The sequence below is a fragment of the Acidisphaera sp. S103 genome, assembly GCF_009765975.1.
Lineage (GTDB): Bacteria > Pseudomonadota > Alphaproteobacteria > Acetobacterales > Acetobacteraceae > Rhodopila.
In genome coordinates, this window is record NZ_LMUJ01000108.1 from 128,646 (window position 1) to 152,654 (window position 24,009).

The 24,009-nt window shown below is 63.3% G+C and carries 24 protein-coding genes; 7 read left to right on the forward strand and 17 right to left on the reverse strand.

Features of this window, described 5'->3' with window-relative positions; all coding sequences use genetic code 11:
* From GSQ89_RS35485 to rph, 8 genes are all read right to left on the reverse strand, one after another.
* Positions 1-185: hypothetical protein (locus GSQ89_RS35485; protein WP_158932824.1), on the reverse strand; the 185-nt coding region annotated here is incomplete at its 3' end.
* 66 nt (positions 186-251) lie between these two features.
* Positions 252-800: a molybdenum cofactor biosynthesis protein B gene (gene moaB, locus GSQ89_RS35490; RefSeq protein WP_158932825.1), complete on the reverse strand. Its 549-nt coding sequence runs from the start codon at positions 798-800 to the stop codon at positions 252-254.
* 32 nt (positions 801-832) lie between these two features.
* On the reverse strand, positions 833-2,458 hold the full coding sequence (locus GSQ89_RS35495; RefSeq protein ID WP_158932826.1) for a lytic transglycosylase domain-containing protein: 1,626 nt from the start codon (positions 2,456-2,458) through the stop codon (positions 833-835).
* Between the two features lie 369 nt (positions 2,459-2,827).
* Positions 2,828-3,607: a uracil-DNA glycosylase family protein gene (locus GSQ89_RS35500; RefSeq protein WP_158932827.1), complete on the reverse strand. Its 780-nt coding sequence runs from the start codon at positions 3,605-3,607 to the stop codon at positions 2,828-2,830.
* Positions 3,600-4,214, reverse strand: a complete 615-nt coding sequence (locus GSQ89_RS35505) for a thiamine pyrophosphate-dependent enzyme (RefSeq protein ID WP_158932828.1) — start codon at positions 4,212-4,214, stop codon at positions 3,600-3,602. The genes GSQ89_RS35500 and GSQ89_RS35505 overlap by 8 nt, the downstream gene beginning before the upstream one ends.
* A gap of 13 nt (positions 4,215-4,227) precedes the next feature.
* Positions 4,228-4,752 (reverse strand): thiamine pyrophosphate-binding protein, encoded by a 525-nt coding sequence (locus GSQ89_RS35510; RefSeq protein ID WP_158932829.1) that lies wholly within the window; start codon positions 4,750-4,752, stop codon positions 4,228-4,230.
* A gap of 23 nt (positions 4,753-4,775) precedes the next feature.
* Positions 4,776-5,375, reverse strand: coding sequence for an RdgB/HAM1 family non-canonical purine NTP pyrophosphatase (rdgB, locus tag GSQ89_RS35515; RefSeq protein ID WP_158932830.1), 600 nt, complete (start codon positions 5,373-5,375; stop codon positions 4,776-4,778).
* Positions 5,375-6,091, reverse strand: coding sequence for a ribonuclease PH (gene rph / locus GSQ89_RS35520; protein WP_158932831.1), 717 nt, complete (start codon positions 6,089-6,091; stop codon positions 5,375-5,377). The genes rdgB and rph overlap by 1 nt, the downstream gene beginning before the upstream one ends.
* 121 nt (positions 6,092-6,212) lie before the next feature.
* Between rph and GSQ89_RS35525 the strand changes: the two genes are divergently transcribed.
* Complete coding sequence (locus GSQ89_RS35525; RefSeq protein WP_158932832.1) at positions 6,213-6,860, forward strand: flavin reductase family protein; 648 nt, start codon at positions 6,213-6,215, stop codon at positions 6,858-6,860.
* A 492-nt stretch (positions 6,861-7,352) separates the two neighbouring features.
* Here GSQ89_RS35525 and GSQ89_RS35530 read toward each other — a convergent pair whose 3' ends face one another.
* Positions 7,353-9,719: a xanthine dehydrogenase family protein molybdopterin-binding subunit gene (locus GSQ89_RS35530; RefSeq protein ID WP_158932833.1), complete on the reverse strand. Its 2,367-nt coding sequence runs from the start codon at positions 9,717-9,719 to the stop codon at positions 7,353-7,355.
* A gap of 124 nt (positions 9,720-9,843) precedes the next feature.
* Between GSQ89_RS35530 and GSQ89_RS35535 the strand changes: the two genes are divergently transcribed.
* Positions 9,844-10,080: an FmdB family zinc ribbon protein gene (locus tag GSQ89_RS35535; protein WP_158932834.1), complete on the forward strand. Its 237-nt coding sequence runs from the start codon at positions 9,844-9,846 to the stop codon at positions 10,078-10,080.
* 114 nt (positions 10,081-10,194) lie between these two features.
* Positions 10,195-11,640 carry an aldehyde dehydrogenase gene (locus GSQ89_RS35540; RefSeq protein ID WP_371734334.1) on the forward strand — a complete coding sequence of 482 codons (1,446 nt, stop codon included), beginning with the start codon at positions 10,195-10,197 and terminating at the stop codon, positions 11,638-11,640.
* On the opposite strand, the gene GSQ89_RS35545 is transcribed toward GSQ89_RS35540, so the two are convergent.
* Both GSQ89_RS35545 and GSQ89_RS35550 read right to left on the reverse strand, forming a co-directional pair.
* Positions 11,628-12,818 (reverse strand): MFS transporter, encoded by a 1,191-nt coding sequence (locus tag GSQ89_RS35545; protein ID WP_158932836.1) that lies wholly within the window; start codon positions 12,816-12,818, stop codon positions 11,628-11,630. The two genes, GSQ89_RS35540 and GSQ89_RS35545, sit on opposite strands and share 13 nt — an antisense overlap.
* Before the next feature lie 12 nt (positions 12,819-12,830).
* Entirely contained in the window at positions 12,831-14,285 is a 1,455-nt protein-coding gene (locus GSQ89_RS35550; protein ID WP_158932837.1) for an aldehyde dehydrogenase family protein, read from the reverse strand.
* A 165-nt stretch (positions 14,286-14,450) separates the two neighbouring features.
* Here GSQ89_RS35550 and GSQ89_RS35555 point away from each other — a divergent pair, with 165 nt between their 5' ends.
* Complete coding sequence (locus tag GSQ89_RS35555) at positions 14,451-15,536, forward strand: substrate-binding domain-containing protein (RefSeq protein WP_158932838.1); 1,086 nt, start codon at positions 14,451-14,453, stop codon at positions 15,534-15,536.
* 14 nt (positions 15,537-15,550) lie between these two features.
* Positions 15,551-16,240 carry a M24 family metallopeptidase gene (locus GSQ89_RS35560; RefSeq protein ID WP_216856584.1) on the forward strand — a complete coding sequence of 230 codons (690 nt, stop codon included), beginning with the start codon at positions 15,551-15,553 and terminating at the stop codon, positions 16,238-16,240.
* Positions 16,241-16,265: 25 nt separating this feature from the next.
* Here GSQ89_RS35560 and GSQ89_RS35565 read toward each other — a convergent pair whose 3' ends face one another.
* The 3 genes from GSQ89_RS35565 to GSQ89_RS35575 all read right to left on the reverse strand — a co-directional run bounded on the left by GSQ89_RS35565 (position 16,266) and on the right by GSQ89_RS35575 (position 18,175).
* Positions 16,266-16,976 (reverse strand): glutamine amidotransferase, encoded by a 711-nt coding sequence (locus GSQ89_RS35565; protein ID WP_158932839.1) that lies wholly within the window; start codon positions 16,974-16,976, stop codon positions 16,266-16,268.
* A 193-nt stretch (positions 16,977-17,169) separates the two neighbouring features.
* Positions 17,170-17,706, reverse strand: coding sequence for a hypothetical protein (locus GSQ89_RS35570; protein ID WP_158932840.1), 537 nt, complete (start codon positions 17,704-17,706; stop codon positions 17,170-17,172).
* Complete coding sequence (locus GSQ89_RS35575) at positions 17,684-18,175, reverse strand: DoxX family protein (RefSeq protein ID WP_371734332.1); 492 nt, start codon at positions 18,173-18,175, stop codon at positions 17,684-17,686. Before GSQ89_RS35575 ends, GSQ89_RS35570 begins: the two co-directional genes overlap by 23 nt.
* A gap of 132 nt (positions 18,176-18,307) precedes the next feature.
* Here GSQ89_RS35575 and GSQ89_RS35580 point away from each other — a divergent pair, with 132 nt between their 5' ends.
* Together GSQ89_RS35580 and GSQ89_RS35585 are read left to right on the forward strand one after the other, a co-directional pair.
* Positions 18,308-18,919, forward strand: a complete 612-nt coding sequence (locus tag GSQ89_RS35580) for a TetR/AcrR family transcriptional regulator (RefSeq protein ID WP_158932841.1) — start codon at positions 18,308-18,310, stop codon at positions 18,917-18,919.
* Between the two features lie 15 nt (positions 18,920-18,934).
* On the forward strand, positions 18,935-19,639 hold the full coding sequence (locus tag GSQ89_RS35585) for a glutathione S-transferase family protein (RefSeq protein ID WP_158932842.1): 705 nt from the start codon (positions 18,935-18,937) through the stop codon (positions 19,637-19,639).
* A 68-nt stretch (positions 19,640-19,707) separates the two neighbouring features.
* Here GSQ89_RS35585 and GSQ89_RS35590 read toward each other — a convergent pair whose 3' ends face one another.
* From GSQ89_RS35590 to GSQ89_RS35600, 3 genes are all read right to left on the reverse strand, one after another.
* A complete protein-coding gene (locus GSQ89_RS35590; protein WP_158932843.1) occupies positions 19,708-21,189 on the reverse strand; it encodes an aldehyde dehydrogenase in 1,482 nt (493 codons plus the stop codon).
* 63 nt (positions 21,190-21,252) lie between these two features.
* Positions 21,253-22,206 carry an aldo/keto reductase gene (locus tag GSQ89_RS35595; protein WP_158932844.1) on the reverse strand — a complete coding sequence of 318 codons (954 nt, stop codon included), beginning with the start codon at positions 22,204-22,206 and terminating at the stop codon, positions 21,253-21,255.
* A 73-nt stretch (positions 22,207-22,279) separates the two neighbouring features.
* Positions 22,280-23,998 (reverse strand): amidohydrolase family protein, encoded by a 1,719-nt coding sequence (locus GSQ89_RS35600; RefSeq protein ID WP_158932845.1) that lies wholly within the window; start codon positions 23,996-23,998, stop codon positions 22,280-22,282.
* Positions 23,999-24,009: the final 11 nt, after the last annotated feature.

A 24,009-nucleotide genomic window follows, 5' to 3' on the forward strand; every position in this document is an offset into this window, starting at 1 on the left:
CACACAGGGCAGTCGGCCGGATGGCCCGGCGCCTTCGACGGCGCACCGCCATCGTCGGTGTGGCACAGCATGCCGACGCCCGCGATCGGATCGATCCGCGGCACGGTGGCACCGGCGCCAAGCTGCGCCATCAGCGCCAGCAGCACCGCGAACAGCCCGGACAGGTGGAACCGGCGGTTCAGCATCGCGCGGCAACCTACAGCGATTCAGAAGCCGGATGGAATACCCCGGACTCGCCGGGTCCTTGGCGCCTATCCCGCCGCCGTGGCCAGGTGTTCCTGTAAACGCGGCATCAGTTCGACCAGGTTGCAAGGCCGATGGCGGTTGTCCAACTGCGACACCAGGATATCGTCCCAACCATCCTTCACCGCGCCGGTGCTGCCCGGCAACGCAAACAGATACGTCCCCCCGGCCACGCCGCCAATCGCCCGGGACTGCATCGTCGAGGTCCCGATCTTCTGGTAGCTCAGCATCCGGAACAGCTCGCCGAACCCCTCGATGCGCTTTTCCATCACGTGCTCGAACGCTTCCGGCGTCACGTCGCGGCCAGTGATCCCGGTGCCCCCGGTGGTGATCACCACGTCGATCTCCGGATCGACGATCCAGCGGCGCAGCAGCGTCTCGATCGCGGCGGTCTCGTCCTTCTCGATCGCGCGAACGGCGACCCGATGCCCCGCCTTGACGATGCGTTCAGCCAAGGTGTCGCCCGATGTGTCATTGGCGGCGGTGCGCGTGTCCGACACCGTCAGCACGGCGATGTTGACCGCGATGAACGGGCGGCTTTCGTCGATACGGGCCATGGCTTGTCCTCCGGCGGATGATCGCGCCGGGACTAGTCGAGCCCCGGCATCAGCGACGCCATTCTGCGCCGTGGCACATGGGGCGTGAAGCGGGGGAATTCACCCGCCGACAACGCGTCCAGGCTAGTGGACGGCAAGTGCATCCGGGCCGCATAAAGCCACGAATACACCAGCACATGGCGCACGAAAGCGCGTGTCTCCGGTACCGGAATCGCCTCCATGAACAGCAGCGGGTCGTCATGGTCGTGCAGGTCGGCACCCCAGCGGCCGAAACTGCCCGGCCCGGAGTTATAGCTGGCAAGCACCCGCAGCAGATCGCCGCCGATTCCGTCCTGCCGCGCCAGATAGGCCACGTAGCGCTGGCCGATCTCCAGGTTGACCGAAGGCTCGTCCAGCCGATCCGGCGCCTGCGACAGATCGCCCGAGATATAGCGTGCCGTCGCCGGCATAATCTGCATCAGCCCGCGCGCCCCCACGGGCGACGTCGCCGCACTATCGAAATTGGATTCCGACCGAGCCAGCGCATACACCAGCGGCGGATCGATACTGAACCCACCGGCCGGCCGCAGCCGCGGCATCGGGAAGCGCAGTTCCTCATGACTGAGGCCATCCCGCGATTGCAGCGCGGTCGCCATTTCGGCGGCACAGTCCGGCAACCCGGCGGCAGAGGCGACCATCATCAGCGACCGCGCGAAAACCGGATCGGCATCCACCTGCGGCCACAGCATCCGCAGTTCTGCCTCGGCCCGATCCCGTTGGCCGATCTGCAGCAGGGCAAAAGCACGCCATCCGCGCGGCGTCGCGGCGACAGCATCGACATCCGCCTGGCTGACCAGGTCGCCGCTTCGCACGATACCGGTGTCCATCCGTAGGATGCGGCGCGCCAACAGGCCATGCAGGGTCAGACGCTCCTGCGCCGCGACATGCAGCCACCTCACCGTGCTGACCGCGTCATGCATCGCCCGGCTCGCCCGAGACGCCCAGAACGCCGAAGCCGCATGCAGGCGCGGCGACGTGCTGGTCGCTTCCGCGCCATCCTGAAACAGCGAACGCGCGACATCGATATTGCCCAGGCGCCAGGCGGCAAGGCCGCCGATATAGAACCCAAGCGCGGGCTGCTCGGCTGTCGGCGTGTCGCTCAGCGCCACGCGGGCAACACGCAGGGCCTCGGCATCTTCATTCCGGGTAAACAACACACGAGCCACTTCGGCCCGCAGTTGCGCCCCATAGGCTCGGGAAATTCCGCGCGTCGTCGTGATCAGCCGCAACGCCGACGCCGTCCTCCCGCTTTCGGCACGATCGAGAACGGTTCGATCCAGAACCGGGTTTCGCGTCAGGTCGTTACGCGGCGGATCGATATCTTCCGGCACCGGCTCAGGGTCGGTCGGACGAACCAGCGTAACGGCTTCAGGCGCCGGCGGCGCCGTGGCACCCTTGGGCAGCCTGGTCAGCAACAACGCGTGAATGGCCGACGCATCGGCCTCATCGCCATACCGTGCCAACCAGTCGGTCAGTTCGCTAGCGGAAGAACGGTGATAGCGGCCCAGATAACGATCGGCGAGCGCGGCCCCCATCAGCAACTTGTCATCAAGGTCGGCCGAGGCCTTGATCGCATCCGGAATATCGCCGCGATCCTGAAACGCGAAAACGCGCTTCATCAACGCAACGTCACTGGGCCGTAACGGTTGCGGAAACGCCACCCCGGGCGCCCCGTCATGCGGGACGCGCGGAACGGCAAACGCAACCTCATCGGTTCGCGCGCTATCCGCAGCTTGTGTCCCGTTGCCATCCTTCGATCCGGACGTTTGTCCATACGCGGCGGACGTAAGAGCCCCCGCAAGAATCGCGGCCCCGGCGAACAATGCCCGAGCCGTAGGAAGGCGGGAGAACGTGTGACCGATCCCTCGCATGCCGTCTCGCTAGCCGCTCCGACGATGAGACGCAACCACCAGTAGCGTGACGATCATCGATATTTGAGACAAAATATGAAAATACGCGACTTATCCGCGTGTAAATCAGCTTCACGTTTACGTTTGATGACCGTCCAGAGTGCGGCGCAGCATGCGCAATCCAGCCCACGCATCCCGCCTCAGCAGCGGGGTTTTCAGCATCTCGGTAAGGCCCGGAAGCGCCAGGATGGGCAGCGTCTGGTGCAATCCTGGTATGCTAACTTCAACCCACCCACGCGGATTCCGCCGCCGATTTGGGGTCTGAGGCAGCAAAACGCGTGCCGTGGTGCCCCCGAACACCACGATACGGTGCGGTTTGAGCAACACGATCAGCCGGTGCAGGAACGGCAGGCAGATGGCGATTTCCGCGACGGACGCCGGGCGGCCGCCGGGCGGACGCCACGGCAGCAGCGGCGTCAGCATCAATTCCGCACGCGTCAGGCCGATACTGGCAAGCATCTGGTCGAGCAACTGACCCTCGGGTCCGGCGAACGGGTGACCGCTGCGATCTTCCTCCCGCCCCGGAGGCTCGCCGACGATCAGGGTGGTGCTGGCGGGATCGCCCTCGGCGAACACGAGGTTGCTGGCGGTATCCCGCAGGGCACAGCCGTCGAAGTCGGCAAGGGCCGCGCGGAGATCGTCCAACGACGCCGCCTGCCCCGCCAGGCCGACCGCCCGCTCCCCCGGCGTGCCCTTCGGGGGGGCGGCGAGGGGCGTGTCTTTCGTAACGGGCGCGGGTCGCAACAGTGGAACCGGTTTGGACTCGACCGGCCGCAAGCGATCGATGGGGTCGAGGTCGATCGCCTCGTCCGCGCCCCATTCGACCTGTAGGCGCAACAATGTGAAATCGTCATCCAAGCAAGGCGGCCCGGAAACGATCCCGTTCTATATGAGGAACGAGGTTCTTTTTGCCGTCATGCGTCGCCGGGCCTTCGGTGACGCGCAACAGGATGAAGGACAGGCTGCCGCCCTCGCGCACCAGCCGGCGGCCCTCGGCCATGTCAGCCTCGGTGTTGATCACATGCACGACGGGAAATCCGCAACCGGCGGCAACGACATCCAGCCGCACGCCAAGACCGGTATGAGAATCCTGGTTGCCGGTTTCGCCGTAGTGACCATTGTCCACACAGATGATGGTCAGGTTGGGCGGGTTCTGTAACGCGATCGTTGCCAGCGCGCCGACATTCATCAGCAGTTCGCCGTCACCGGTGGCCACCAGGACGCGCCGTTTCGGCTGTGCCAGCGCCAGACCCAGGCCGATCATCGGCGCCGCCCCCATGGCGCCCCCCAGACCGAACAGGCTGGGGGATTCATGGGTCAGCGCGGACAGTTCCCACGCGGTTCCGGCTAGGCCGGCCACCATCAGGAAATCGCCGGGCCGCTCGATCAACGCCGGAACCGCCTGGCGGCGATCCAGCACCGCGTCCGGCAAAGTCGCTGTCTGCAGCTTGTTCAATTTGGCCATGATACAGCGCCCCTCAAAACTTCTTGGCGCCGATCAGGCGCTGGGTCAGCAACACGGCGACCTGCTGGCCGGACTGGAAAGCCATGGTGATGGCGGCGGTAACGGCGGTGATCACCTCCGACGGCTGTTCCGCCCGCAATACGATGACGCCCATCGCCTTCAGCACCGGTTCCACCGCCTGGCCCATGGCGAACTGCCAGGGATTGCCTTCGCCATACTCCCCACGCATCGACACCAGGGTCAGGAATGGAAACCGGCAGCCCTGGGTCAACGACAGCATGTTGATGGTATTGCCGACGCCGGAAGACTGCATCAGCAGCACCGCCCGATTGCCGCCCAGGTCCGCCCCGGCGACCATCGCCACGCCTTCCTCCTCGGTGGTCAGCGGTACTGAGTGCACATCCGGATCGGCCAGCGACCGGTCGATCAGCACCTTGTGCCCGGCATCCGGCACATAGCAGAACTGGGTGACGTTATTCGCCCGCAGCAAGTCGTACAGTGCACTGGGCCAAGTCTCTTTCGTGATCGCATCCGGCATCGCATTGTCCCGTTTCAAATAACTCACCCAAAGCAAGCCATCAGCAACTGAGCAAACGCTCGCGCCCGATGACTGACAGCATGTTTCTGGTCCGGCTCGATCTCGCCGAACGTCTGCCCCGAACCAGCAGGGACAAACATCGGATCGTATCCAAACCCCTTATCCCCCCGAGGCGGCCAGACAACCGCCCCGTCAATACGGCCAAGGAATGTCTCAGTATGTCCGTCCGGCCACGCCAGGCACAGCGCTGCAACGAACCACGCCCGCCGGTCGGGGTTGTCGCCGATGCGTTCATGCACCGAGGTCATCGCCTGGCCGAAATCCTTGGCCGGCCCCGCCCAACGCGCCGAATACACCCCCGGCGCACCATCCAGCGCCGCGACGCAAAACCCGGAATCATCGGACAAAGCCGGCAACCCCGTCGCGATCGCCGCCGCCAACGCCTTGATCCTGGCATTGCCGGCAAAATCCGGCGCATCTTCCTCCGGTTCCGGCAAGCCCAGCGCCCCGGCTGAGACAACCTCGATCCCCAACGGCCGCAACAGCGCCTCGATCTCGCGCAACTTGCCCTTGTTATGGCTGGCCAGGACCAGCTTCCGCGCCGGAGTAAGCTTCCGTGGCATCAGTCCCCCAGCGCCTTAAGCTGCTGCACGAACAGCGCTTCCGTCCCCGCTCGGGCCAACCCCAGCAGCGCATGGAAATGCGCCTCGTCGAAGGCGGTCTTCTCCGCCGTGGCCTGGATTTCAACGATGCCCCCGCCACTGGTCAGCACAAAGTTGGAGTCGGCGTCCGCGCCGGAATCCTCATCATAGTCCAGGTCCAAAACCGGCGTGCCTCCGACGATACCGCAGGACACAGCGGCCACCTGCCCTGTCAGCGGGACGGTCTTCAGCACGTTCATCTTCACCAGGTGCCGGAACGCCAGCGACAGCGCGACCCAGGCGCCGGTGATCGACGCGCAGCGCGTGCCGCCGTCAGCGTTCAGCACGTCACAGTCCAAGGTGATCGACATCTCCCCCATCGCGGCACGATCCACCACCGCCCGCAGGCTGCGGCCGATCAGCCGCTGGATTTCCTGTGTGCGCCCAGACTGCTTACCCCTGGCGGCCTCGCGATCGCCGCGCGTATGGGTCGCCCGAGGCAGCATGCCGTACTCGGCAGTGACCCAGCCCAGCCCGGTGTTGCGCAGGAACGGCGGCACCCGGGTTTCGACGCTGGCGACGCACAGCACCTCGGTATTGCCCATCCGGATCAGCGCGGACCCCTCGGCATGCCGGGCAAACCCGGTGGTGATGGAGACTTTCCGTAACTCGTCGGCGGCGCGGCCGGAAGGGCGCATGGATCTTGATCCTCGGGATGGGTTCAGGCCGGACCATACAGCGTCGTCAGCCTACCGCAACCTGGACAGCGGCCAGTCCGCCGCGTAACCCTGCGCCCCAACAATCAAAACGAGGCAAACCATGCTGTTCGATTTCGTCGATATCAAGAACGAGAACATCTACAAGCTGCTGACCTCCACCATCGGCCCCCGTCCCATCGCCTGGGTGACGACACAGGACACCGACGGGACCATCAACGCCGCCCCGTTCTCCTTCTTCAACGCGATGTCCGGCAATCCGCCGGTGCTGGCGTTCGGCATCGGCGGAAGAGGCCCCGGCGACGTCAAGGACACCGGTGGTAACATCCGCCGCACTGGCCAGTTCGTCATCAACCTGGTCAGCTACGAGCTCGCCGAACCGATGAACGTCACCGCCATCGACTTCCCCAAGAATGTCGATGAACTGAAGGAAGCCGGCCTGACCACCGCACCGTCGCTGCACGTCAAGCCGCCCCGGATCGCCGAAGCGCCGGTATCGTTCGAGTGCGAACGCCTCGTCATCGTCGATGTCGGCATCGACCGGGCGGTGGTGCTGGGCAAGGTGCTGGCGATCTACGTGCGGGACGACTGCGTGCTGGACAAGGACCGCTGCTACATCGACACACCGAAGCTGGATCTGATCGGACGCCTGCACGGCGGCGGCTGGTATGCCAGGGTCACCGACCGCTTCGAGTTGCCGCGTATCCCCGTCGACGAATGGCCGGCACGCAAAGCAAAGGCAGCCGAATAGCTCGGCGGTTGGATTTGTTTCATTAACGATTTTTAACTGCATCGGCTTACAGGTGGAAATCGCACCATTCGACCCCCAAACGCGGCCTTACGGGCAAGAATGGTGCCGATCCGCCACGCCTCTACCCAAAAACACCTGGCTCTCGCAAAAAATTGCCCGGTCGAGGGCAATGTTAAGACACAATTCATTTCCACAGTGTTGAAGAGCAAGGGCTAAGCTGCCCTTGTGCTTAATGGGAATGGTGACAGCGATGTGCACGGCGACGATCAGCACACTGACCTTGGCGGGATTGCTACAGGACCCGTTGATCCAGATGGTGATGCGCAGCGACAAAGTATCGGAGTCAGATCATTCTGAATTGCTGCACCGCGTCAAAAATTCACTGACAATGCGTGCGTCCGCCAGACAGCCAGAATTGGAAGCCGCGATCTAATTCATGGGATCGAAGGGGCCACCGGCCCCTTCGCGGGTGCGGGCAGAGCCCGCCCCTCCCTAAACGCTGGCCCTGATCGCCTGCCAAACCCGAAGCGGTGTAGCCGGCATATCGATATGCGTAATGCCATACGCCGAAAGCGCATCCACCAGCGCGTTCATCACCGCCGGCAGCGCACCCGCACACCCGGCCTCGCCGCAACCCTTGGACCCCAGCAAGTTGGTCTTCGCCGGCACCGGATGCGAAGCAAAATTGAACATCGGCGCATCGTTCGCCCGAGGCAGCGCGTAATCCATATACGACCCGGTCATCGGCTGACCACTCTCGTCATAGACCACATGCTCCAGGAAGGCCTGGCCGATACCCTGCACGATGCCGCCATGCGCCTGCCCCTCGACCAGCATGGGGTTCACGATCACACCAAAATCGTTAACCATGTGATAGCGAACCACCTCGCTGACGCCGGTCTCCGGATCGACCTCGACCTCGGCGATATGGCATCCGTTGGGGTAGGCGAACGGCGGACCCTCGGCGACATGCGAAACCGACAGGGTCTGCGGCACCCCTTCCGGCAACGACACCGTGCCCGACCGGATCTGATCCGCCAACGCCATGATCCCGATCGCCCGATCGGTCCCGGCGATGCGGAACCGGCCGCCGCCACGGACGATCTCGAACTCGATATCGGCCTCGGCCGCCTCCAGCACGTGGGCGGCGATTTTCACCCCCGCCTCGCGCACCTTCTCAGCCCCCTCCACGATCGCGGTGCCGCTGGCCATCAGCGATTTCGACCCGCCGGTGCCCCCCCCGGCCAGCAGTTCATCGGAATCGCCCTGCAGCAGGTTGATCTTCTCAAACGGGATACCCAGCCGAGACGCCAGCACCTGCGCGAACGGTGATGCATGCCCCTGCCCGTAATCCAGCGTGCCGGTGATGATGGTAACCGTGCCATCGGCCTCGAACCGGATGCCGCCCATCTCCTGTGACGGCGGGCCGGTGACCTCCAGATACTGGCCGATGCCGCGTCCACGCAGCTTGCCGCGTTCGGCGCTATCCTTCTTACGAGCGGGAAACCCGTCCCAGTCCGCCGCGGCCAGTGCCTTGTCCAGGATCGTCGGAAAATCACCGCTGTCATACGTGGTACCAGCGGGGGTCTTGTACGGAAAAGCATCAGGCTGGATGTGATTGCGCCGGCGGATGTCGGCGGGATCGATTTTCATCTCCCGCGCCGCCGTATCCAGCAAACGCTCGATATAATAGTTGCCCTCCGGCCGCCCGGCGCCCCGGTACGGGCCGACAGGGCTGGTATTGGTGAACATCGCCTTGGCGGTCACCTCCTGCAGCGGCGTCGCATACACGCCGATCGTGTTGCGGACGATGTTGCCCGTGGGCTGCAACACGGTCCCATTGGACAAATAGGCCCCAATGTTGCCGTAGCCGGTGACCCGCAGCGCCAGGATGCGGCCGTCGGCATTCAGCGCGAGTTCCTGTTCCATGTCATGGTCGCGCCCATGGCTGTCGGACAGGAAGCTTTCGCCGCGCTCATCCGTCCATTTCACCGGGCGCCCCAGCACGCGCGACGCATGCAGGATGGCGGGATATTCCGGATAGCACGACGATTTCATGCCAAACGACCCGCCGACATTGCCCGTCAGCACGCGGATCTTGTCGACCGCGGCCTTCAACGGCCCAGTCAGCAGTTGCCGCATGTTGAACACGCCCTGCGACCCGACACGCAGCGTCCAGCGCTGGGTTTCCGGGTCATAGGCGCCGATCGCGGACCGCGGCTCCATCGGACAGACGACAACGCGGCTGTTGCGGATTTTCAGCCGGGTCACATGCGCGGCCTTGGCAAACGCGGCCTCCACCGCCGCCCCATCGCCATGATGGAAATCCAGGATCACATTGCCCGGTGTTCCCTCATGCACCAGCGGAGCACCTGGAACGGCAGCCGATGCGGCATCGGTCACCGCCGGCAGGGTGTCGATATCGACGAACACAGCCTCGGCGCCGTCCTTCGCCTGCTTGACTGTCTCCGCGACCACCACGGCCACCGGATCGCCAACGAAACGGACCTTGTCGGTGGTCAGGATCGGCTGCGTGGGTTTCGGCATATCGCTGCCGTCGCGCATCTTGAACGCCATCCCCGACGGCATGTTGCCCAATCCAGCGTCGATCAGGTCCTGACCGGTCAGAACAGCCAGAACGCCCGCCATCCCCTTCGCCGCGCTGGTGTCGATCGACCGGATAACACCATGTGCGGCGTTCGAACGCACCATCACCGCGTACGCCTGACCGGGCAAATTGAGGTCATCGGAGTAGCGCCCCTCACCCCGCAGCAGCGTCGGATCTTCCTTGCGAGGCACGGGCTGACCGACGGCGTATCTCTCCTCGGCGAACTGGCTCAGGTCGACGTGTACGTTCATGCAGCGGTCCTTGATGTCATTGTGCTGTGCAACATGGCGCCGGTTTCCCGGACCGGCAACCCGGTCTCTGGCCTGTCGCCGCGGGAAATGGCAGTATGGGAACAACGGATGACGGAGGATTTGGATGCCAACCTATGAATACGAATGCCCCGATTGCGGCCCGTTCAGCGACGTCCGTCCGATGGCGGAATTCGACCAACCGCAGCCCTGCCCGGATTGCGAGCAGCCCGCCCCCCGCCTGTTGACGGCACCGGCGCTGGCTGGCAGCGCACAGGAAACAACAGCAGGCTCATCGGCCCCGGCCCACGCGGGCGGCTGTGCCTGCTGCATGCCCCGGCGCCTGTCAGCCGAGGCGGTCTAGCACCCCGTCAAACGCCGAGAAAAAGATCCCGGGCTCTCTCCGTTTCGGAGCCGTGCTCAAAAAACACGTGCCGATCGAACCACCGGCCAATAAACCGAAACGCCTTGGGAGGGGATCATGGAAATCGATTTCATCATCGACGGCAAAGCGGCCCGCTCCAGCGACGACCGCACATTTGAGCGTTTTGATCCGGTAACGGGCGAATTGGCCACCAGGGGCGCCGCCGCCAGCCTCACAGATATCGAAACAGTCGTCGCCTCCGCGGCAAAAGCCTTCACCACCTGGTCGGAAACCGGTCCAACCACCCGCCGAACACTGCTGCTGAAAGCGGCCGACCTGATGGAAAGCCGCACCGCCGACTTCATCCGGCTGATGCTGGCGGAAACCGGCGCCACCGTCCCCTGGGCCGGCTTCAACGTCCATCTCGCCGCCGGCATCCTGCGCGAAGCCGCCGCCCTGACGACGCAAATCACCGGCGAGGTCATCCCCTCCGACAAACCCGGCATCCTCTCCATGGCCATCCGCCAGCCGGTCGGCGTGGTGCTCGGTATGGCGCCCTGGAACGCCCCGGTCATCCTCGGCACACGCGCCGTGGCGGCAGCGCTGGCCTGCGGCAACACCGTAATACTGCGCTCGTCGGAGACATGTCCCGCCACGCATCACCTGATCGGCCAAACCCTGAACGATGCTGGCTTCCCGCCCGGCGTCGTCAACGTCATCTCCAACGCTCCGGCCGACGCACCAGCGATCGTCGAGGCCCTGATCGCCCACAAAGCGATCAAGCGGATCAATTTCACCGGCTCGACCAAGGTCGGCAAGATCATCGCGAAACTGGCCGCCGAACATTTGAAACCGGTGCTGTTGGAACTCGGTGGCAAGGCGCCACTGATCGTGCTGGACGACGCCGATCTGGACCAGGCGGTCGATGCCGCCGCATTCGGCGCGTTCGTGAACCAGGGCCAGATCTGCATGTCCACCGAACGCCTGGTGGTCGACGAAACCGTCGCCGACGCGTTCGTCGCCAAGCTTGCCGCGAAAGCCTCCAAACTGCCCGCCGGCGATCCCCGCGGCCACGTTGTCCTCGGTTCCATGATCGACCTCCAACCAGCCGAGAAAATGGACGCATTGATCGCCGACGCCCTGGCGAAAGGCGCGGTTCTGGTCTGCGGCGGCCACCGGCAGGGCACCATCGTCGAGGCCACGCTGCTGGATCACGTCACTCCGGCCATGCGGATCTATCAGGAGGAATCATTCGGCCCCGTGAAGCCGATCGTCCGCGTCAAAGGCGTGGACGAAGCCGTCCAAGTCGCCAACGACACGGAATACGGTTTATCCGCCGCGGTGTTCGGCAAGGATATCCAGCGCGCGCTCTCGGTCGCCAAGCGGATCGAATCCGGCATCTGCCACATCAACGGACCCACAGTCGCCGACGAGGCACAAATCCCATTCGGCGGCATGAAAGCCAGCGGCTACGGCCGGTTCGGCGGCAAGGCGGTCATCGATGAGTTCACCGAACTGCGATGGATCACCATCGAAGGCCCCCAACACTACCCGTTCTGAACCGAACCCCTTGACTGGCCAAAACCCCACATCAGCAGAATAACCAGCGGCATCACCGCACCCATCAGACAAAGCCCGGTCCAGCCGGCGACCGCGAAGCTGCCGCTGGCGATCGCCGAACCGGCCGCCGCGCCAATGAACGCCGAGGTCATGTAAACCGCCGTTATGCGCGAACGCGCGTGCGGCGCCAGCCGGTAGATCACCGACTGGTGCGTCACCTGAAGCCCCTGTGCGCCGACGTCGAGCAAAAAGACGCCAACCCCAACCGCCCAGATCGAAAGACCGCCCGCCGCCAACACCCCCCAGGACAGCAGCAGCACGGCCGCGAACGCACCGGTGGACTTGTTGACATGGCCGCGGTCGCTCAGCCGTCCAGCCTCATTCGCCGCCACCGCACCGGCGGCCCCTAGCAGACCGAACAGGCCAATCCTCGCCTCGGAATAGTGGTAGGGCGCGCCGCTCAGCAGGAACGTCAGGCCCGTCCACAGCGTGCTGAAACTGCCCAGTCCGAGCGCCGTGTAGACCGATCGGCGCCGGAGTTCCGGTTCGCTTCTGGCAAGGTCCAGCAGTGACCATAACAGCCTGCGATAGACCAGGCGGCCCCGTGCGCCTTCCGGCGGGATGGCCACGTGCAACGCCACCAGCAACACGGCGACGGCCACCGCGGCGATCAGATACATCGACCGCCAGCCGGCCCAGACCGCCACGAAGCCCGACACCGTGCGCGCCAGCAGAATCCCCAGCAGCAGCCCGGTCATGATCTGCCCGATGGTGCGGCCGCGCGTCGCCTCCGGCGCCTTGGACGCCGCATAGGGAATGACCACCATGGCAGCGCTGGACGTGCAACCCGTCACTAGACTTGCCGCCGCGAAGCTGCCAAAACCGGGACTGACGGCGGCGGCCACCAGGCCAACGACATTAATCACCAGCATCCCCGACAGCAGCCGGCGGCGATCCAGCACGTCACCCAGCGGCACCACCAGAAGCAGGCCCAGTGCGTACCCAAGCTGGGTGAACGTGACCAGATAGCCCGCGCTGGTGACGCTGCGGCCAAACGACGACGCCACCGCGGCCAGCAGCGGCTGAACGTAGTAGAGATTGGCGACCAGGATGCCGGTCGTCACAGCGAACAGCAACACTCGCCACCGATCGAGCAACCCCGCCTCGGCGTCAGGCATCGGCCAGGCTTGTCAAAGGCCGGTGTTGATCCACACCACCTTCGGTTCGGTGAAATTCTCGATGGCCATATCGCCGTGCTCCCGGCCGAACCCTGAATCGCGCGACCCGCCCCACGGCAACCGCACATCCGTCGGACCGAACGTATTCACCCACACCGTTCCCGCCTTCAGCTTGCGCACGAAACGATGCACCCGAACCATATCCCCGCTCCAAACCCCGGCGGCGAGGCTATAGCGCGTCCCGTTGGCGATCCGGATCGCATCGGCATCGTCGCTGAATTTAATCACCGCCGCGACCGGCCCAAAAATCTCCTCCTGCGAGATGCGCATGTCATGGCCGACATTGGCGAACACGGTCGGACTGACGAAATACCCCTCCTCCCCGATGCGGCCACCGCCGGTCACCAGGGACGCGCCTTCCTGTCGTCCGACATCGATATAGTCGAGGACGCGGTTCATCTGCACCTCCGACACCAGCGGCCCCATGGCTGTTCCAGGCTGCCTGGGATCGCCGATACGGATGGCTGCCGCGCGCGCCGCCAGCCGCTCCACGACCTCATCGTAGACCGCTTCATGCACCAGGATGCGAGACCCGGCGGAACAAACCTGCCCGCTGTTGAAGAAGATTCCGGACCCGGCCGCCTTCACCGCCGCATCCAGATCGGCGTCAGGGAAGATGATGTTGGCTGACTTGCCACCCAGTTCCAACGTCACGCGCTTCAGGTTCCCAGCCGCGCCCCGCAGGATCTGCCGTCCAACGGCAGGTGAACCGGTGAACGTCACCTTGTCCACATCCGGATGATCGACCAACGCGGCACCAGCAACCTTGCCGAACCCGGGAACGACATTAAGAACCCCCGGCGGCAACCCAGCCTGCAACGCCAGTTCTCCCAGCCGGAGAGCGGTCATCGGCGTGATCTCGGCCGGCTTCAGAACGACGGTGCAGCCGCAAGCCAAGGCCGGCGCGATCTTCCACATGCCGATCATCAGTGGGAAATTCCACGGCACGATGGCTCCGACGACCCCAAGCGGCTCCCGCACGGTGTAAGTCAGTGCGTCGCCACGCACGGGAATGACCTGGCCGTTGATTTTGTCCGCCAGCCCCGCGTAGTAGGCCAGCGTGTCCAGCACCGCCGGCATATCCTGGCGCCGGATCGCCGACACCGGCTTGCCGGAATCGAGACTCTCCAATTCTACCAGTTCGTCCTGCGCCCCGCGGATCGCATCAGCGAACTTCAGTAGCAGACGACCGCGATCGGCCGCCCGCATCTGTCCCCACGCGCCTTCCAGCGCCGCTCGGGATGACCGGACGGCGCGATCCACGTCTTCCGCATCCGCCTCGGCAACGCGCGCGACAACCTGTTCGGTCGCCGGATTGACCGTGTCGAAATAGCGCCCGGAAGCCGGCGCGACGCGCTGTCCGTCAATCAGCAGATTTTGCTGGCCGTCCAAGAGATCGAAGGGCATTTGTCTCTACCATATATGCACAAAACATCATATCCTATGGACCATCGGTAGCCCCAGGATAGCAGTTCAGCATGATAGATAGTGCTAAGTTCCCCGGTGTGAATATGATATGTGGTGCCTATTCCGGGTTCCGGGCGGTCAGCGGAATGACAGGGACGCGGCATCATGATTCGAATTGAAATCGAGCCTGTCTGGCGCTTCACCAACGGCACCGACTCACAGTCGATGCAGGCGATGCTGGATTTCCTGAACGAAATTAGGGTGACCGGCAAAATAACCCAGGCAGCCGATCGGGCACACATGTCCTATCGCCACGCCTGGAATTCAATCGAGAAATGGTCTGCATTCTTCGAAACCCCGCTGGTGGAACGCCGGCAAGGCCACGGCACCACGCTCACCCCGTTCGGAGACAAACTTGTCTGGGCCGCGCAGCGCCTCCGCGCTCGTTTGAAGCCACAGCTTGAAAATCTGTCGCAGGAACTGGAAACCGAAATCAGGCCCTTCCTGCCGCACGACCCGTGGATCATTCGAGTCCATGCCAGCCACGGATTTGCCGTGGCAAAACTGCGCGAACTGCTGACAAGGCACGGCGAAATGGGCGTCGAGCTGCGATACGTCAGCAACCAGACAGCATTGGCATCGCTGACCCGCAACGAATGCGACCTGGCCGGCATGCATCTGCCACAAGGTGCCTTGCGCCAGCAAAGCCTCGCGGCCTGCAAGGCGTGGCTGCAGCCGAATGTCCACCGCGTGATCGGTTTCGTTACGCGCGAAATGGGCCTCATGGTCAAGCGCGGCAACCCGCTGGGCATCGATTCGCTGCAACGTCTGCTCGACCCGTCGGTCCGCTTCGTCAATCGCGATCCCAATTCGGGCACCGGTCTTTTGTTCGACCAGTTGCTGGCACAGCACCGAATCGATGGCGCGCGCATCAACGGCTATTCCCAGATTGAGTTCACCCATGCCGCGGTCGCCGCCTACGTCGCCAGCGACATGGCCGACGCCTGCTTCGGTGTCGAAGCCGCCGCCCGTCAGTTCGACCTCGATTTCGTCCGCTTGTTGACAGAGGATTACGTGTTTGTTTGCATCAAGCCGACGCTGGACACCGCACCAATGAAACGTCTGCTCGGGGTGATGCGCGATCCCGAATTTCACGCCGCCGTCGCCGGCTTGCCCGGCTACGCAATCAAGGATTCCGGGGTCGTCAAGGCAGTGCGCGACGTGTTCCGCAAATCCGCGGACGTCGATTAGAGAGGAAAACGATTTTGCCACACGATCACCGCATAGCTTCACTTCTCGCCGCCGAAAAGAAAGCCGAGGCTTTGTTCGACGCCATCGAAGCCGCCGGCTTCATCGCGCCCGGCCGAACCGAACGCGCGGTGGAACAGGACATATACGCGCTGGCGGAACAATCGTTCGGCGTCACCAAACATTGGCACAAGCGTATCGTCCGTTCCGGCATCAACACGCTACGCACCGCGGGAGACAATCCGCCAATCCTGGAAATCGCCGAGGATGACACCGTGTTCCTCGATCTGGGCCCGGTCTTCGATGAGTGGGAGGCCGATGTCGGCCGCACCTACGCCCTGGGAACGGACCCGCGGAAGCATCGCCTGTGCGCCGACCTCGAACCAATTTTCGAGGACATCAAGCGGCACTTCGACGACCATCCCGATATCACCGGTGCCGAACTCTACGCCCACGCCCAGCGCGCGGCCGACGCCGCCGGTTGGCTGTTCGGCGGCGCCATCGCCGGCCACATCGTCGGCGAGTTCCCCCACGCCCACATCCCCGGCGAGAAGGATCATTACCGAATCAGCCCGGCCAACCCCACCCGCATGCGTGATCCGGACGCCACCGGACAAACCAAACACTGGATCATCGAGGTCCACCTGGTCGACCGCGATCAGACCTTCGGCGGCTTCTACGAACGGTTGCTGGTCCCCACGGCATGACGTGATCGTCACACCGGAAACCATATCAGCCCGTATCCGCCAACCACCGGCCGAACACCGTCTCGGCCTGCTGACGCAGACCTTCAGCCACCTTGGCGGTGTCACGCCGGAGCGCCGGTACCGACACCTTCGCGGCCGCCAATTCGACGGCATGCCCAACATACCATTCCTCCACCCAGCTCGGATCGGCCTCAAGGTGGAACTGCAGGCCAAGACCATATCTGCCATAGGCAAACGCCTGGTTTTCATAGTTCGCCGTCGATGCCAGCCGCACGGCGTTGTCCGGCAGATCGAACGTATCGCCATGCCAGTGCAGCACCGGACCGCCCGCCCCCAACGCCGCCAGACAGGATGCCTTGCCATCGGTCGTCAGTTCGATCGGCGCCCAACCAATCTCCTTGACCACGCCGGGAAACACCCGCGCCCCCAAGGCACGCGCCATCAACTGACTACCCAGGCAAATCCCCAGTGTCGGCCGATCCCGGCCCAGGCGCCGCTCCAAAACCCGTGTTTCCGCCTCCAGAAACGGATAGGCGACGCCATCGTAAGCACCGATCGGACCGCCGAGAACCACTAAAAGATCGGCATCGGCGATGGAACGATGTGCCAAATCGTTAACCGACGCATCGCAATACGACACCGTCCAGCCCGCCCGATCCAGAATGGTCGACAACAACCCCAGATCCTCAAACGCCACGTGACGGATGGCAACGGCGGTACGTCGGGACGAAGACATCAGGCAACAACTCTCTCGTGGTCTTTGGTTGTTATAGCCGACAGGGAACAGCGATCACACCCGGCACTCAGCCAAACGTAAATGCAAACGCCTGCACACCGGGGTCAAGGAACCGGATTTCGGAGATAAGGGATCGCCCGCAGACAGTTGATGCAGGAATACGTCCAAAAATCGACAAGCACGACCTTGCCCGTCAGCGGCGGCGAGTTCGGCCAGGTCGTCGCCCCATCCAAAGGCGGTATATCGTCCTCAACGGCAAGACGAGAGGCTTCGGGGCCGCCGTCATCACAGTGCCGCCCGACGGAACCGGGGCATCCGACATAGCCACAACCGGCTTATGCTGCCGCGCATCCGCTGCGGGATGAAGCCGCTCCAGCAGGCCTTGTTCCAGCGACGTCGTGCTGGCTGCCGACACCTGGGTGAGGAACCCGGTGTCGAGACCCAATCCGATCACGATGACAGCGGCGATAACCACGGTCCCAGGCCGCGGCGAACCCATTGGCCAACGCCCAGGGATCGTCGGGGCGAAGTCGTTCATGCGGTAAGGCATGTCGTGACCATGCAAATCGTCCATACCAATGACGGCGAATCGTCGCCCATCGCGAATTTCGACGTGTTTTTTGTGGGAATAGCGCGCTCTAAAAGCAAGTGAAAGAAATGTCACGATAGCTGCGCCATCAGAATGGATCTGCGATACGTTGCCGCCCTCAGTCTGATAGGCGGTTGACAAGAAACCGGTCCAACGCCAACGGACCCGATCCGCCCAGCACCAATGCCGCTAAACCCGCAAGATACAGAAGATCCGTCTCATACCCCGGTTGCCCGAAATGGGCACCGGCACCGTCGACGGACAACAGCTTGATCGAACTGAAGCCGTTGGGGATGTGAACGGAAAATATCGCCACTAGCAGAACGATGGCCATCGGTATGCTTGCAAGCGGAATAAAAAGGCCCAGGAGCACGGCAGCGCCACAGAATAACTCGACGAGGATCGTGGCCCACCCGAGGATAAAGGGTGCCGGGACCTGTAAAACGTGAAGGATATTGATGAATGCATTAGGGCCATGCAGGATTTTTGCGTAGCCGTGCTCCATGAACCCATATCCCACGATAAGCCGCAGCGGGATCGCATAGGCCGCGTGCCAGTTCGCCGGAACAAGTTGACTGCAGCGATTTATGAAGTTTGTCATGGATGGCATACCATTCCGTTAAAACAATATTTGTGCCTAAGGCGCGTCGTGCCGGTGGCGGCCCATGCACAGCCTCTTGCCAACCGGCCCGATGTTTTATAGCGTCCGCTTCAATACAACGCAAACCGGATGGATCAGGATTTGGCCCGGCCTCGTGAATTTGATGAAGGCGTCGCCCTGGAAGCCGCGATGCAGCGGTTTTGGGCGGACGGCTATGCCTCCACGTCCGTGCGCGACCTTGGCGACGCCATGGGGCTTGGCCAGGCCAGCGTCTACAATGCTTTCGGCGACAAACGGACGCTGTTCACGCAATGCCTCGATCGGTACCTGGACGCCAATATGCGGTCTCGGATCGCCCGGGTCGAAAGCACATTGCCACCGCGTCAGGCCATCGAGGCCTTTCTGTCCGAAATCGTGGAACGCTCGATGGAAAGCCGCCTCGGTTGCCTCCTGGCCAATGCGGCGCTGGAAGTGGCACCGCACGATACGGACATCGCCGACGTGGTCGCCGAACGCATGGCTGAACTGGAGTCATTCTTTCGCCGATGCGTGATCGCGGGTCGGAAGGACGGTAGCATATCGCCTGATGCCGACCCGGCTGATGCCGCGCAACTGTTCCTTACCACCGTGATGGGGCTGCGCGTTCTCGCCCGCGGTTATCCAAAACGGGCAGTGCTCGAAGGCGCCGTTCGCCAGGCACTCAGCGTGCTCGGCAAGCCCAGACGCAAACCAAATCCATCCACCCGCACATAACGGAGAAAAACCAAGATGATCCGCTTCTATTTCCATCCGACGCCAAACCCGGCAAAGATTTCGCTGTTTCTCGAGGAAGCCGGCCTGCCCTATGAGGTGATACCGATCGACACCAGCAAGGGTCAGCAGCACGACGCCGCCTTCAGGAAAATCAATCCGAACGGCAAGGTGCCGGCGATCGTCGACACGGAAGGCCCCGGCGGCAAGGAAGCGCGCGTGTTCGATTCCAGCGCGATCCTGCTCTATCTGGCCGATAAGACCGGGAAATTCCTTGGCGCGCCGGAAGACCGGCCGGAACTGCTGTCCTGGCTGTTCTTCATCGCATCCGGACTTGGCCCTTTCTCAGGCCAGGCGGTGCATTTCCAGTTCGCCGCACCCCAGGGCCTGGACTACGCGCGCAACCGCTACCGGCGGGAAGCAGAGCGGCACTACCAAGTAGTGGAAGACCATCTTTCCGGCCGCAAATTCCTCGTGGGCAACAGCTACACGATCGCCGACATGTCGCTGTGGGGCTGGATCGACCGTGCCTCTCGGGTCCTGAAGGGCGATGACGATCCGCTCGCCGCATATCCCAACATCAAGACGTGGTTCGACGCGGTCGAGGCACGCCCGGCGGTTGCCCGCGCACGCGCCGTCGGCACGGACCACGCTTTCAAACAGGAACGGGACGAAGAGGCGATGCGGGCGTTGTTCCCATCAAACTATCCCGCCGTCGCCTGACGGGTCGCCACCAACCCTGTCGATCGGCGCGCCGGCAAATCGTTGCCAGGGTGCCGATCGGCTCCGGGCTACCGCATGATAAAGGGATTCGCCGGCACGTCCTTGGTGGTGGAGATCCAAACGCTCTTCGTTTCCAAATATTCGCGGATCGCCTCGACCCCACTCTCGCGTCCAAGTCCCGACCGCTTCATGCCACCAAACGGCATCATATAGCTGACCGCCCGGTAGGTATTGACCCACACGGTCCCGGCCTTCAACGCGGACGACATCCGAAGCGCCCTGCCGATATCCGTCGTCCAGACACCCGCGGCCAGGCCGTACAGCGTATCGTTCGCAAGCCTGACGGCCTCAGCCTCATCCTCAAACCCGAGGATCGACAGCACGGGTCCGAAAACCTCCTCGCGGGCAATACGCATCCCAGGCGTTACATCGACGAATATCGTTGGCTCAACGAACTGACCACCCGGAAGGTCCGGCGACGTGGCCGGTCCTCCACCCAGGATGCAGCGCGCGCCTTCTGCCTTCGCGATCTCGATGTATTCAAGGATTTTCCGGTACTGCGGCGCCGTGGTTACCGGTCCGATATTGGTGTCAGGCAACATCGGGTCGCCTTTGCGTGCGCTGCGTCCAAGTTCGGCAAGACGCTGGCTGAACGCTTCCCTGATCGAGTTCTGCACAAGCACACGGGAACCGGCAATGCAGGTTTGGCCAGTGGCCGCGAAGATCCCGGAAATCACCCCGGCCAGCGCGGCGTCGATGTCGCAGTCGTCAAACACGATATTCGGGGACTTGCCGCCGAGCTCAAGCGACACGCGCTTCAGGCTCTGCGCCGCCTGGGCGTAGATGCGGGCGCCTGTCGTGTCCGATCCGGTAAATGTGATCTTCGCCACGTCGCGGTGATCGACCAACGCTGACCCCGCCTCCGGTCCATAGCCGCTCACGACATTGAACACGCCGTCGGGGAAGCCCGCCTCCTTGGTGAGCGCGGCAAATTCCAGCGTCGAGGCGGACGCGAATTCAGACGGCTTCACCACCACGCTGCAACCGGCCGCGATCGCCGGTGCGCACTTCCACGCGACGAATATCAACGGCGAATTCCAGGCGGTCAACGCCCCCACCACGCCCACCGGTTCATGCCGGGTGAAGGCGAACATCTCGGGCTTGTCGATCGGCATCACGGCGCCCTCGACCTTGTCGGCCAGGCCCCCGAAATACCGCCACCACTCCGGATGATAGCGAAGCTGCCCAAGCATCTCCGCCATCAGCTTGCCATTGTCACGCACCTCGACCTCGGCAAGACGTTCCGCGTTCGCGGCCACCAGGTCGGCAAGGCGCAGCATCAGCTTGCCCCGTGCGGATGCGTTCATCGTCGCCCATGGACCTTCCCGCATGGCACGCGACGCGGCCGCCACCGCACGGTCGACGTCATCGGCGCACCCTTGGGGAATACGCGCCCAGACCTCCCCCGTGTAGGGATTGAAGCTGTCGATCCACTTGCCCTTAAGCGGTTCGACATAGGCGCCATCAATAAAATGGCCGTAGGTCTTCATGATATCCTCCTGCCCGAAAAATCTAAGGCATCAGGCGGCGATACGGCGTTATCCGATCGTATCCTATGCAGCCTTGCTCGCTGCTTCGATCTTCTGAATCGACTCCGCATCCAGCTCGATCTCCGCCGCTTCGACCAATTCCGCGACCTGCTCCAACGTCGTAGCACTCGCGATCGGTGCCGTAACGCTCGGTCGAGCGATCAGCCACGCCAGCGCGATCTGCCCCGGCTTCGCCTCGTATCGTGCCGCCACCTCATCCAGTGCCCTCAACACACCGAAGCCATGGTCGTTCAGGTATTTCGCCACACCCGGCCCTCTGGCCCGCCCTTCCGTATCCGCTCGAGAACGATATTTACCCGTCAGGAATCCACTCGCCAGCGAGTAAAACCCGATCACGCCCACGTTCTCCGCCAGGCACAAATCTTCCAGCGCGCCCTCGAAACCGGTGCGCTCCACCAGGCTGTATTGCGGCTGCAGGCTCTGGTAACGCGGCAACCCCTTGTCGGTACTGATCTTCAACGACTCAGCCAGCCGGTCAGCCGAGAAATTCGACGCCCCGATCTCCCGCACCTTGCCCTGCTTGATCAGGTCGGCATAAGACGACAACGTTTCCTCGATCGGGGTTTCCGGATCGTCGCGGTGCGATTGGTACAGATCGATATAATCAGTCTGCAACCGGCGCAGCGAATCCGCCACCGCCGTCTGCATATAGGCCCGGGATAGTCCCTTTTTCCCCGGCACCATCTCGATTCCCAGCTTGGTCGCCAGCACGATTTTGTCGCGATTACCTCGGGCCTTCATCCACTTGCCGATGATCGTTTCCGATTCGCCGCCGCTGTTGCCCTTGGCCCAGCGCGCATAGACGTCGGCCGTGTCCAGGAAGTTGAACCCGGCATCCAGCCACGCATCCAGCAGGGCGAAGGACGCTTTCTCATCAGCGGTCCAACCGAACACGTTACACCCGAAAGTGATCGGCGGGACGTTCAGTGATGACTGACCCAATCTGCGCTTTTCCATATTCCGTCCCCTGCTTTACGCAACGGAACGGGCGGCACCGGCAGCACCGCCCATCCCATCGATCGACTTTAACCTATCGCCCGGACGCGCGTACCAGCCGCCCCGGCGTCGCGCCGGTATAGACGCCGTTCTCGAATGTCGAAAGTCCCGACACGAATGTGTTCCGATACCCATCTACCCGCTGCACCAGCCGCCGCCCATTCATCGGCAGATCGTAACGGACTTCCGGAATGTGCAGGCGCAGCGCTTCATAGTCGATCACGTTGACATCCGCCTTCTTCCCAACCGCCAGCCGGCCGCGATCGTGGAAGCCGAAGAAATCCGCCGTCTCGCTGGTCTGCCGTTTCACCATCAGCTCCAGCGGCAACTTCGGCCCGCGGGAGCGATCCCGAGCCCAGTGGATCAGCATCCAGCTTGGCACGCTGGCATCGACGATGGAGGAACAATGTGCCCCGCCATCCGACAGCCCAAGGATCGTAGCGTCATCCGTCAGCATCGAATGGATGACATCCAGATTGTCCTCGTTGTAGCCGACGATCGGGAAGAACAGGAACCGTTCCGCCCCGCCCGCGAGGTAGTCATATGCGACCTCATCCGGCGTATGGTTCGACCGCGCCGCCATCGCCGCGATGCTGTCCTTTTCCTCGGGCTCGTAATTCGGCGGATTGCCCATCGGGAACATGCGGTTCCAGCGGGTAACGATATGCTGGCGGAACTGCGATAACCGGTTCAACAGCGCCTGCGACGGCGCCTCCGACAAGATCTGTGCCCGCAGCACCGGATCCTGCATCCGCCTGATCCGCTCCGCCACCGGCAATTTCAGCAAGGCCTGATAGCTGGGCCGGATGGAAAACGGGTTCAGTGCGGTATCGATCCCAAGCATCACCCCGACCGGCCGGCCGGCGATCTGCGCGGTGACCATCGCGCCCTCGGAACGGGCCTTATGCACCCCATCCATCAGCCGCCGCCACCGCACCAGATCGGTAGGCCGGTCGGTCAGCAGGAACCACACCGGGCGGCCGGTATCCTGCCCCAGCTTGGTCATCCATTTCAGTTCCTCGGCTTCGTTGTCGAAGTCGCTGTTCACGCCGAACGCGCCATAGTTCAACCCCTTGAAGGCCGAACCGATCCCCAGCAGTTCCTCAACTTCCGAATAGCGCCCCGGCACCATGTCGCCGCTGGGGGTCTTGTGCGAATTGGTGCGCGACGTCGTGAAACCGAACGCGCCCGCTTGTAGTCCGGCCCGGACCGCATCGCGCATCGCCGTGATATCATCCGCCGTCGCCGCCTCACGATTGATCGCTCGTTCGCCCATCACATAGACGCGCAACGGATGATGCGGGATCTGCGCGGCGATATCGATCGCTCGCGGCATCTGGTCCAGCGCATCAAGGTATTGCGGGAACGTCTCCCAGTTCCATTTCAGACCATCGGCCAGCGTGATGCCGGGAATTTCCTCGATCGATTCCATCATGCCGATCAGGGCGGAATGGTCCTCGTTCCGCACCGGCGCAAAACCGACACCGCAATTGCCAAACAGGATCGTCGTGACGCCATGCCAGGACGACGGCGCCAATTCCGAATCCCAGGTCGCCTGGCCGTCATAATGCGTATGAACATCGACCCAGCCGGGCGTAACCAGCAGGCCAGCGGCGTCGATTTCCCGCTTACCCGGTCCAGCCTTGCCACCAACCTGGGCGATCTTTCCGCCATCCAGCGCGACATCGCCCGTGTAGGCTGCTTTCCCGGTCCCATCGACGATGGTGCCGCCTCGGATCACCGTTTCATGCATGGTTCACTCCC